Source organism: Erwinia sp. PME.40.26/001, assembly GCF_055556675.1.
In genome coordinates this window covers 1205241-1216951 of the sequence record NZ_JBVHNP010000001.1, presented here as the reverse complement: position 1 = coordinate 1216951, position 11711 = coordinate 1205241, and the positions used below count along the sequence as shown (strand labels likewise).

Annotated in this window: 4 protein-coding genes; 3 read left to right on the top strand and 1 reads right to left on the bottom strand. The window is 64.1% G+C overall.

The window, feature by feature from the left end:
• Positions 1 to 27 precede the first annotated feature (27 nt).
• The 3 genes from fepD to ACZ3HG_RS05880 all read left to right on the top strand — a co-directional run bounded on the left by fepD (position 28) and on the right by ACZ3HG_RS05880 (position 2959).
• A complete protein-coding gene (gene fepD, locus ACZ3HG_RS05890; RefSeq protein ID WP_191932821.1) occupies positions 28 to 1053 on the top strand; it encodes a Fe(3+)-siderophore ABC transporter permease in 1026 nt (341 codons plus the stop codon).
• Positions 1054 to 1115: 62 nt separating this feature from the next.
• Positions 1116 to 2150, top strand: coding sequence for an iron-enterobactin ABC transporter permease (gene fepG / locus ACZ3HG_RS05885; RefSeq protein WP_191932820.1), 1035 nt, complete (start codon positions 1116 to 1118; stop codon positions 2148 to 2150).
• Positions 2151 to 2152: 2 nt separating this feature from the next.
• Positions 2153 to 2959, top strand: a complete 807-nt coding sequence (locus tag ACZ3HG_RS05880; RefSeq protein WP_465332238.1) for an ABC transporter ATP-binding protein — start codon at positions 2153 to 2155, stop codon at positions 2957 to 2959.
• A 79-nt stretch (positions 2960 to 3038) separates the two neighbouring features.
• On the opposite strand, the gene ACZ3HG_RS05875 is transcribed toward ACZ3HG_RS05880, so the two are convergent.
• Positions 3039 to 11582, bottom strand: coding sequence for an amino acid adenylation domain-containing protein (locus ACZ3HG_RS05875; protein ID WP_465332236.1), 8544 nt, complete (start codon positions 11580 to 11582; stop codon positions 3039 to 3041).
• Positions 11583 to 11711: the final 129 nt, after the last annotated feature.

The following is an 11711-nucleotide window of genomic DNA, read 5'->3' as shown; positions in this document are numbered from 1 at the left end:
TTTGCATGTATGGAGGATCTGTCAGGGATGTCATTGCAGCACGCTTCCCCTCGTACCACTCCACTGTCGGCAGGTATTTCACGCGCCGGCGGTGTCATTATCTGCCTGTGCCTGCTGGCGGCCGTCAGCCTGGCAAGCCTGATGCTGGGGGCCAAATCCATTGCGCCGGCCGTGGTGTGGCAGAGCCTGTCCGGTCAGTTGACCAGTGCTGACAGCATCATCATTCTCAATGCCCGTCTGCCGCGCACACTGGCCGGGATCCTGGTCGGCCTGGCGCTGGGCGGTGCCGGGGCGGTGATCCAGGCGCTGACGCGCAATCCGCTGGCCGACCCCGGCATACTGGGTGTTAATGCCGGAGCCAGCTTTGCCATGGCCGTGGGCATCACCCTGTTTGGCGTCAGCGGCATGGCCGGCTGGCTGGGGTTTGCCTGGGGCGGCGCGCTGATTGCCAGTATTGCCGTCTGGGCGATTGGTACCCTCAGCGGGGGACGGGTGAATCCGGTCCGCCTGACGCTGGCAGGGGTAGCGCTGAGTGCGGTACTGGGCGGACTGACCTCCTCACTGTCGCTGCTGAATCCGCAAACCTTTGATCAGCTGCGCTTCTGGCAGGCGGGAACGCTGGATATCCGCACAATGGACAATCTGCTTATTGTTGCTCCGGCGATTGTGGCGGGAGCGGTGCTGGCGCTGGCAGTATCGCGTTCGCTGAACAGCCTGAGCATGGGCGAGGACATTGCCGCCGCGCTGGGCACAAGGGTGGTGCTGATCCGCCTGCTGGCGCTGCTGGCGGTGATGCTGCTCTGCGGATCGTCTACCGCGCTGGTGGGGCCGATTGGTTTTGTCGGCCTGATGGTGCCTCATGTGGCGCGCTGGTGGGTGGGGGCCGACCAGCGCTGGATACTGATCTATTCATTTTTAATGGCCCCGGTGCTGCTGCTCACCGCCGATATTGCCGGGCGGTTTATGGCGCAGGGCGAATTACGGGTGTCGATTGTCACCGCGTTGATTGGGGCCCCTGTTCTGATTTGGCTGGTCCGTCAGCGCAGGCATTAGGCTTTGTTACCTGCCATTTTGCAGCCCGGTTGAGTTGAAGCCGGGCTTTAAGGGAGATCTGCATGCACAGCAGAACGTTAATAATAGGGCGCGCGGACGGCTGGCTGAATCTGCGCCTGTCATCCCGGGTGATGTGGGTTAACCTGACGCTGCTGCTGCTGGCCGTTGCGCTGGCGCTGTTTGCCCTGTGCTACGGCACGCTCAGTATTCGCCCCGGGCAGGTGTGGCAGGCGCTGCAGGGAGAGGGACCGCGCGGTATTATCACCGTCATCCGGCAGTGGCGTGCGCCACGCGCGATGTTAGCACTGGTGCTGGGGGCCGGCCTCGGCGTCAGCGGCGCAATCTTCCAGTCAGCCATTCGTAACCCGCTGGGCAGTCCGGACGTGGTCGGTTTTAATACCGGCGCTTTTACCGGCGCACTGGTGATGATTATCGCGTTTGGCGGCGGCTATTATCAGATTGCGGCAGGGGCACTGGTCGGCGGCATCGGTGCGGCGGCGCTGGTCTATCTGCTGGCCTGGCGTCAGGGCATTGTGGGTTTCCGCCTGATTATCGTCGGTATTGGCGTCGGCGCGGTGCTTTCCGCGCTGAATACCTGGCTGATTATCAGCGCTTCGCTGGAAAGTGCCATGAGTGCGGCGCTGTGGGGGGCCGGATCGCTGAACGGTATCACTTGGGCGAAAGGTCAGCCTGCGCTGCTGCTGGTGCCGCTGACGATTCTGGTCGCGCTGCTGCTCAGCCGCCGTCTGCAACTGATGGAGATGGGCGATGACAGTGCGCGGGCGCTGGGGATCAGTGCAGAATCCAGCCGCCTCTGGCTGATGCTGTGCGGCATTATCCTTACGGCGATTGCCACCGCCAGCGCCGGGCCCATCGCCTTTATCTCTCTGGCCGCCCCGCAGATCGCAAAGCGGCTGACCGGCGCACATGCTGTGCCGCTGTTCTCTGCCGCCACAACCGGGGCGCTGCTGCTGCTGCTGGCAGACGTCGTCGCGCAACATGCTTTTAACGGGATACAGCTGCCGGTGGGGGCCGTCACGGTCAGCATCGGCGGGCTGTATCTCATCGGGTTACTTATCAGGGAGTCACGTCGTTAACCATGGAACTTTCTTCCCCCTCACGCCTTCAGGCCAGCGGAGTGACGCTGGCCTACGACCAGAAGGTGATCGCCCGCGAACTCAGCGTGCAGATCCCCGACCGCAGGTTCACGGTGATCATTGGCCCGAACGCCTGTGGCAAATCAACGTTATTGCGCGCCCTGTGTCGTCTGCTGAAGCCGCGCAGCGGCCAGGTACTGCTTGATGGCGAGGATATTCACCAGATGGGCACCAAAGCGCTGGCGCGCCAGCTGGGTCTGCTGCCACAGCATGCCATTGTGCCGGAGGGGATCAGCGTGGCCGATCTGGTGGCGCGCGGGCGCTATCCGCACCAGAGCCTGCTGAAGCAGTGGAGCGAAGCCGATCGCCAGGCGGTGGACGGCGCGATGCAGGCGACGAACGTCAGTGAACTGGCAGAGCGCAGCGTGGATGAGCTCTCCGGCGGACAGCGTCAGCGCGTATGGGTAGCGATGGTGCTGGCACAGCAAACGCCCCTGCTGTTACTGGACGAGCCGACCACCTGGCTGGATATCGCCCATCAGATCGAACTGCTGGATTTGTTCCGTCAGTTAAATCAGGAACGCGGGCATACGCTGGTGGCCGTGCTGCATGATTTGAATCAGGCCTGTCGCTATGCCGACCATCTGGTGGTGATGCAGGAAGGGCAGATCGTGGCCCAGGGCCAGCCAGCAGAGATCGTTGATGCGTCGCTGGTCCGGCAGGTCTTTGGCATGGAATGCGTGGTGATTGACGATCCGGTATCGCACACGCCGATGATCGTCCCCTGCGGACGTTATCACCGGCCATAAAAAAAGGCCGACCGTTATAAAAGGTCGACCTTGATACGAGGATCCCAGAGGCGGACCGGGTTTTGGGTCCGCCTCTGTTTTAGGCCAGGTCTTTACACTCCACCATCAGCTGCGCCAGCAAGGGCCCCAGTGTGACCAGGGATGCCGGGGACAGGATATCCATGTGATCGCAGTCCAGTTCGTGTACCCGTAACTGCTGCAGGTAAGGTGCCCAGCTTTTCTGCACATCCATCCCGGCGGGCAGCGTCTTTTTCGCCACAAACAGCGTGGCCTGACCGGCAAAGCGCGGGGTAGAGGCGGTGCTCAGACGCTGGACCGCATCCGCGTAGTTCGCCACGATGGTACTGAACATCGCCGCTTTTTCCGCCTGTAACAGCGCATCGTCACTGTCGGTCGCTGCCATAAACTCCGCTTCCTCACGTTCGACTTCCGCGCGGGCCTCCTCCTCTGACGGCCGTGTCCAGTCCTGACCCTCTGGCGGATAGGTATCCAGCAGACCCAGGAAGCTTACCGTCTCCCCCTGCTGCTGCAGGCGGGTCGCTATCCCGTGGGCAAGGGTGCCGCCCAGCGAGTAACCCAGCAGATGGTACGGCCCCTGCGGCTGAATGCTGCGCAGTGTCGCCAGATGGCGATCGCACATTTCATCCACGCTGGCACAGGCGGCGATCACACCGTCAGGACGCGGCGACTGCAGGCCAACAATCGGGAAGTGACCGCCAAGATGACGCAGCATACCGGAATACTGCCACGCAAAGCCGGATGCCGGATGAATACAGAACAGCACCGGCCCGGTCCCGCTGCGGAAGGGCAGGCTTTCACCGTTGGCACGCGTCCCGGCGTTGGTGCCGTGGGCACCCTCATCCAGCAGACGGGCCATGTTCTCCACGCTGCGCGCAGCCATGATCTGCCCGATAGTGAGCGGCGTTGCCAGGCGACGACGCAGTTCGGCAGCCAGACGCATCGCCAGCAGCGAGTGCCCGCCCAGCGCGAAGAAATCATCATCGGCATACACGGTTTCACGCGCCAGCAGGCGGGCGAAAAGTTCTGCCAGCAGTTGCTCATGCTCACCGTGCGGCAGGCGGCCAGCCGACTGCGGGGCCTGTGGGGATGGCAGGGCCTTGCGGTCCAGCTTGCCGTTGGCGCTCAGCGGGAAACGGTCGGTCAGCACGTAGCTGACCGGCAGCATATGCGCCGGCAGGCGCTGCGCCAGCTGCTGGTGCACGACCCGGGTATCCAGTGCCAGCTCCGGTTGGGCAATCAGCCAGGCTACCAGCTGACGGGCATCGGCCCCGACGGCGGCCACGCTGCCCAGTTCGCGCGCGCCAACTACCGCCTGCGCCACGCCGTCCAGGGTCAGCAGCGCCTGTTCAATTTCGCCCAGCTCAATGCGCTGACCGCGAATTTTCAGCTGATCGTCGCTGCGGCCGAGGTATTCCACGGCACCGCTGTCCAGCCAGCGGGCGATGTCGCCGGTGCGGTACATGCGCTCACCGTCGGCAAACGGATCGGCGACAAAGCGCTGGGCAGTCAGGTCGGCACGGTACAGATACCCCTCCGCCAGCTGCACACCGCAGAGATACAGGTCGCCCGCCACGCCGACAGGCACAGGGCGCAGCAGGGCATCAAGGATGCGCAGTTCGGTGTTCCACACCGGGTAGCCAATCGGTACGCCCGCGCCGCTGCACTGCTTCAGACTTTCACCGCTGGCCGGATGCCAGGTCACATCAACGGCGGCCTCGGTCGGGCCATACAGGTTATGCAGCGGGGCGGCGATCAGGGCTTCATAGCTGGCGGCCAGCTCGCAGGAAAGGGCTTCCCCGCTGCAGAACACGCGACGCAGGCTGTGACAGCCTTTATCCTCGCCGTCGCGGCTTTCCAGCGCCGTCACCCACGCCGCCAGCATCGATGGCACGAAGTGCATCGTGGTCACGGCGTAGTCTTCAATCAGCTGTACCAGTGCCTCCGGGTCGCGATGGGCTTCCGGCGGGGCCATCAGCAGCGGCGATCCGACCATCAGCGGCCAGAAGAATTCCCACACCGAGACGTCAAAACTGCACGGGGTTTTCTGTAACACCACGTCGCTGGCGTCCAGCGGGTATTCGTCCTGCATCCACCACAGGCGGTTAACGATAGCCTGCTGGCCCACCACCACGCCTTTCGGTCGCCCGGTGGAGCCGGAGGTGTAGAGGACATAGGCCGGGCGGGTGCTGTCTGCCGGTGGCAGCGGGTGCCGTGGCGAATGCGGTTCCTCTTCCAGCTGGTCAAAGGTCAGTATCGGCCCCATCACGGCAAAGCGCGCGGCTAAGGCGCTTTCGCTGATAATCAGACGCGGCCGCGCATCGTCCACCATATAACCCAGACGGTCATCCGGGTAGCCGGTATCCAGCGGCAGCCAGGCAGCGCCGGCCTGCAGAATAGCGGTCAGCGCCAGGCTCAGGCGTACCGAGCGCGGCAGGGCGACGGCGACGATATCCCCGGGTTTTACTCCGGCATCAATCAGGCGGTCGGCCAGCCGCCGCGCCTGCTGCTGCATCTGGCGATAGGTCAGACGATGTTCGCCGTCCAGCAGCGCCAGCGCATCCGGCGTGCGATTCACCTGCTGCTCAATGGCCCCCTGCAGCGTGCCGGGGGCGACCGGGTAAGCGGTGTTATTGATGCTGGCAATCAGCGCCCGTTCATCCGGCGTCTGCAGCTGCCAGCGCGCCAGCGGCAGGTCAGGCTGTGCCACCAGCTGGGCAATCAGCATCAGCAGGCGGTCGGCAAAACGCTGCGGGTGCGGCACCGCATCGCGATACTCCATCAGCAGGTGCAGGCGCTCGCCCGGTAGCACCAGCAGGGTGAGTGGGTAGTGGGTGTAGCCCCGGTTGCTGATATGGTCGCAGCGCAGGCCGTTGTGCCCCTGCAACAGGTCGGTGTTATCCGGATAGTTCTCCACCACCAGCAGGGTGTCGAACAGCGTGCCGCTGCCGGCCAGCTGCTGGATCTCGCCCAGGCCCAGATCGTCATGTTCAATCAGCTGGATCTGCTGTGCCTGATGATCGGCCAGCTGCTCCAGCAGCGGTCGCTGGCTGTCAAAGCGAACCCGCACCGGCAGGGTGTTACTGAACAGGCCAACATGCTGATCCTGGCCGTCAATCTGACCGAAGCGGCCGGACACCGGGGAGCCGAACACCACGTCCTGATGGCCGCTTTCAATCGCCAGCTGCATGCCCCAGAGGCCCTGCATAACGCTGTTCAGGGTCAGGCCACGGCGGCGGCACAGCGCCAGCAGGCCGCGTTCCAGCTCAGGCTCCAGCACCAGATCAAGGTCGTGCACCGGGCCAGTGTGGGCCTCACTGCCGAACAGCAGCGTCGGGCGTACGTCCTGTAATACCTGCTGCCACCGCTGACGCGAGGCCGCCGCGTCGCGCCCGGCAAGCTGACGGACGATATCCGCGTAGCTGAAGCGGTGCGGCGTCAGCGCCTGCGGGCCGTGCCACAGGGCGGTAAACAGGTCGGCTAAAATCACCGGCGTTGACCAGCCGTCCACCACCAGGTGATGGGCGTTCAGCATCAGGGTAAAGCGGTCGCCTCCGGCGTGCTCCACCAGCAGCGCGTGCAGCATCACCGGCTGGCTGAACAGGTCCCGCGCCAGCTCGCGTTTTTCCAGCGCCAGCAGGGCGTTTGTTTCGTCCTGCGGGGGGAGCACCGGCAGCGTATGGCGGTCGAGCGTCCAGACGGACTGGCCGACCGGCAGCACCGGGATCAGCTGCAGCGGCTGAAGTGTCTGCTCGCTGTCAAAACGTGCTGCCAGCTGCGGATGGTGACGCACCACGGCATCCAGCGCCGCCCGCAGGCGATCCTCCTCCAGCGCGCCGCTAAAGGTCAGGCGGGTCAGGGAGTTATAGCTGCCGCTGTTATCGGCGGTGGCCGCATGGAACAGCAGCCCCTTCTGCAGCGGCAGCAGCGGCAGCACGGCGGCCAGCGGGCCGTGGCGGTCACCCAGCGCCACCACATCCTGCTGGCTGACATCGGCCATCGCGACCTCGGCGGCCACTAAGGTATCGCATGCCTGCTGAGGATGGCGGCGGGCAAACCCGGCCAGCGCATCGCAGGCGTCTGCCATGGCCTGATGCAGGGCATCAATATCCTCTTCGCTGAATACGCCGCTGAGCCAGCCCCAGTTGATCGCCAGCTGCGGCATCGCGCCGTTTTCATCCACAAAGATATTCACCTCCAGCCCGTGCAGCTGCGGCATCGCCGGGGACTGATACACGGCAAAGGCGTCGCGGAAATGCCTGCGTGTGCGCTGGGGTGTCCAGAGTTCGTCCCCGGCGCTGAAGCGTCCGAGGTAGTTAAACAGCACTTCCGGTGCGTGCTGCTGCGCCAGTGTCTTAAGCTCTGGTCCACGGACGGCGTCGAGGTAGCGCAGCTGACCGTAGCCAATGCCGCGATCCGGTACGGCCCGCAGCACATGTTTGACCGCGCGGACGGTGTCGCGCAGCGTGCCGTTATCGCTATTTCCCAGCGTGACCAGCAGCGGGTATTCGGCGGTCAGCCAGCCGACAGTGCGGGCCAGGTCACGATCGCCTTCCAGTTCAGCGCGGCCGTGTGACTCCAGCGTATAGCGCAGCTGGCGGACCTTAAAGCGATCGGCCAGTGCCAGCGACAGGGTGCAAAGCAGCGTCTCCTCCACGCTGGCGCGGAACTGTTGCGGCAGCGTGGAGAGCAGGGCCTGCGTCTGACTGCCGTTCAGCAGCGTGCGCTTCTCTTTCATCTCACCGTGGGTATCCTGTCCGTGCACAGCGCGCTGGCCGAGCAGCGGAACAGGATCCTGCAACATGCTCTGCCAGAACGGCAGCTCAGACGTCCGGTGGGCGGTATCGCGCAACAGTGCTGCTGACCAGTCATGCAGTGAGGTTTCTTCAGGTGGCAGCGTCAGCGGCGTGCCGTTGATGGCCGCTTCGGCCGCTTCGCGCAGATCTTCCAGCAGGACGCGCCAGGAGACACCGTCCACGACCAGATGGTGGATCACCAGCACCAGACCGAACGTCTGTCCCTTATGCTGCAGCAGCGTGGCCTGCATCATCACGCCGTTCGCCGGATCAAGACGGTGAACGGCCGCGTCAAACGCATCTTCGGCACAGGCTTCCGGTGCGTCATTCAGCATCAGCGTACTGACCCGGGGGGGCGGTCCGGCCGGAGGCGCTTCGCCGACCACCAGCTGGCCGTCGCGGGTAAAGGCGGCCAGTGCCGGATGTGCCTCGCTGAGGGTGGTCAGCGCCTGCTCAAGCTGCGCAGGCTGCAGCGCCGCCGGTACCCTTAACCAGACGCCGTGGGCAAAGCGCTGGTTAATACCGCCGTGTTGGTTAAACCAGTGCAGGATCGGCAGGCCAGCGATCGCCCCCTGTTGTTTCACCTGACTGAACGCCGCGCGGGTCGCCAGCGGCGGCATATTCTGCGCCATGCGCGCCGGGGTGCGCTGGGCAAAAATATCGCGCGGGCGCAGCAGATAGCCTGCGCGGCGGGCGGCGGTGCCGAGCCCCATTGCAGAAATACTGTCGCCGCCGAGGGCGAAGAAATCATCGTCAGCGCCGACGCGCTCCATGCCCAGCAGGTCGGCCACTGCCTTGCAGATCAGCGTTTCTTCCGCTCCCTGCGGTTCGCGGCCGGGAGTAAAGGCCATCTGTTGCGGTTCAGGCAGCGCCTGACGGTCAATTTTCCCGTTGACGTTAAGTGGCAGCTCATCCATCACCATCAGGATGGCCGGCACCATATAGTCGGGCAGGGTCACGGCCAGCTTCGCCAGCAGCTTCGCTGAGAGCTGCGCGTCGGCGCGCAGGGCATCGTCAGATACCGAGCAGTAACCGATCAGCCGGTTTGTGGCCCCGACAGGCTGGGCGATCACCACGGCGGTACTGACTTCTTCCAGCGCCACCAGGGCATTTTCCACTTCCCCCAGCTCGATGCGGAACCCCCGCACTTTGATCTGATGATCCACGCGGCCAATAAACGCCAGTTGCCCGTCGCTGCGCCAGCGCATCAGATCGCCGCTGCGGTACATCACCTCGCCCTCAAGGAACGGGTTGGCGACGAAACGGACAGCGGTCAGGTCCGGACGGCGGAGGTAGCCACGCGCCATCCCGGTGCCGGAAATGTAAAGTTCACCGACACAGCCCACCGGGACGGGGCGCAGCCTGCTGTCCAGCAGCCAGACCCGGGTGTTACCCACCGGGCGGCCGATCACCGGCTGGTCAGAAACCATTACGCTGGCACCCAGCGTATCGATAGTGTATTCGGACGGGCCGTAGTAGTTATGGATCTCCAGTTCCGGGTGCTGCTGCATCAGCTTCCACAGGGTCGGCGTGGCGGCTTCACCGCCGATCATCACAAACGCCGGGCGGTGGCTGTCGGCCTCAAACAGTCCCGCATCAATCATCTGCGAGAAGAACGACGGGGTGATATCCAGCAGGTCGACCGGCACCTGTTTCATTTTCTGTAACAGGCCCCACGCATCACGGCGCAGCTCTTCATCAAAAATGTTCAGCTCACAGCCCATCATCATGCAGAACAGCGGCTCCCATGACGAGTCGAAGGAGAACGAGGCGGTGTGGCCGGTGCGCATGCGGCGCGGCTGGTTGCGGTGGAAACGCTCAATGGCCGGGCCGAACAGGTTGGCCTGGTGCGACAGGAAGAGGTTCAGCAGGCCGGCGTGGGTGCTCATTACTCCTTTCGGGCGACCGGTAGAGCCGGAGGTGTAGATCATATAGGCGAGGTGCTCACCCTGCTGGGCGACGCGGCGTTCGCTGTCGCTGACCGGGGTGGCAGCGCGGGCATCACAGCGGGCGCGCACGTCGGCGTCATCAATACACAGACAGACCCCTTCCGGCATGCGAGCCACCAGGCTGCTGTGCGTCAGCAGCAGCTGTGGCTGCGCATCGTCACACATCAGCGCAAGACGTTCGCGCGGATAGTCGAGATCCAGCGGCATATAAGCGGCACCGCTGGCGAGTACGCCAAAAATGGCCACCAGCGAATCCACTGAGCGCGGAAGGCCAATCGCCACAACATCATCCGCGCCCAGACCGCGCGCTATCAGCTCACGTGCCAGCTGCATTGCCCGGGCAGAAAGCTGTCCGTAGGTCAGGCTGATATCACCGCAGACGACGGCGGTGGCATCGGGCTGTGCCTCCACCTGGCGCTGCAGCATGGCCAGTATCGACACCACGCCCTCCTGCGGCGTCACGGCGATCCCCTGCGACCACTCATCAATCTGCTGCTGCTCGTGCCCGGCAACCAGCGCCAGTCTGGCCAGCGGCAGACGCGGCTGCTGCGCCAGCTGTCTTGCCAGACAGACGATCCGTTCGCCGTGCCAGACCAGCGTCTGCGCGTCATATTTATCGGGGTTGGCGACCAGCGTGACCTGAAGCTGGCCAAGCTGGAAGCCGATCTCGAACTCCAGATCGTCCACCGGCCCCATCGCCAGGGTGTGGCTGACGGCATCAATGCCGTCAAATGCCAGGCTGTCGTGATAAATCTTGAGGTTAATAACCGGGCCATACAGGGGCTGGCCACTGCCGACCAGGCCGAGATCGCGACGCAGCTGCTCTGCTTCATAACGCTGGTGACGGCGCACCTGTTTGATTTCACTCTGCAGGGCCTGGCTGACATCGGCCAGCGTCATGCTGTCATTAATGTCAGGCAGCAGCGGCAGGACGTTGACCACCGGCCCCGTAGCGGCCAGCGCGGCCGAACCGATCCGGCGCATAAACGGGAAGCCGATGCTCAGACGGGATTCACCGCTGATGCGTGCCAGATAGGCAACCAGCAGGGCGCTGGCAATCTCCGCCGGGGCGGTTTCCCGCAGGCCGGGCTGCTGGGCCAGGGCCGCCAGCAGGGCGGGCGGCAGGGTGACCTGCTGTTTCAGCGGAGCCGTGTGGCCGTGGTGGCTGAAGGTTTCACCCGACAGGGAGATCGCCGTTGGAAAGTCTTTACCGTGCTGCTGCCAGAACAGCGCCGCACGCTCACAGGCCGGTGAGTGCTGCCAGGCCTGATATTCGGCAACCACCTCACCAAAGGAGATAAACGGGGAGGGCGACGGCGTCTGGCCCGCCCGCAGAGCCTGATAGACTGCCGCCACGCGGCGGGTCAGGGCTTCGAAGCTGAAGCCGTCCAGCATCAGATGGTGATAGCGCTGATACCAGAACCAGCAGTCAGCGCTGACGCGGATCATCACCTGCCGGTACAGCGGACGGTCACCGTCAGCAGGGAGGTCGGCAGCCAGGTCTGCCTGCATCAGATCCTGTGCCGCCTGCACGGCATCGCTGCGCTGGCTGACATCTACCCATTCAACAGGCTGTACCTGATCGGGGGTACGCGCATGCGGAAGCCGCTGAACGACGCTGCCGTCTTCCGCAAGGCAGAAAACCGCCTGCACGGTATCCGCCTCGGACATCGCCTGGCGGATCGCGGCGTCCAGGCAGGGGCGGTCAATGTTGCCGTGCAGCTCACTGTAGTGGGCGACGGCATAGCTGTTTCCTGTCGCGGCGATCTGATCGGCGATCCAGATCCCCGGCTGCGCGGCAACCAGCGGATATTCGGTAAATTCAGCCTGTATTTCAGGCGTGATCTGAGCTTCTGACACGGTGGCAATTCCTGTCGATAGAAAATGAAAATCCAGTGTGAAAACGGTGGGGCCAGGGCTGACTGAAACAGCAGGTCAGCCCCTGGGCGGCGTGAATTTTTCCGCCCGCCCCGCCGGGCAACGATGGCG

What these genes read in the sequence shown, in the direction of transcription:
- fepD (WP_191932821.1), top strand. Translation starts at nt 28, where the DNA reads ATGTCATTGCAGCACGCTTCCCCTCGTACCACTCCACTGTCGGCAGGT.
- fepG (WP_191932820.1), top strand. Translation starts at nt 1,116, where the DNA reads ATGCACAGCAGAACGTTAATAATAGGGCGCGCGGACGGCTGGCTGAAT.
- ACZ3HG_RS05880 (WP_465332238.1), top strand. Translation starts at nt 2,153, where the DNA reads ATGGAACTTTCTTCCCCCTCACGCCTTCAGGCCAGCGGAGTGACGCTG.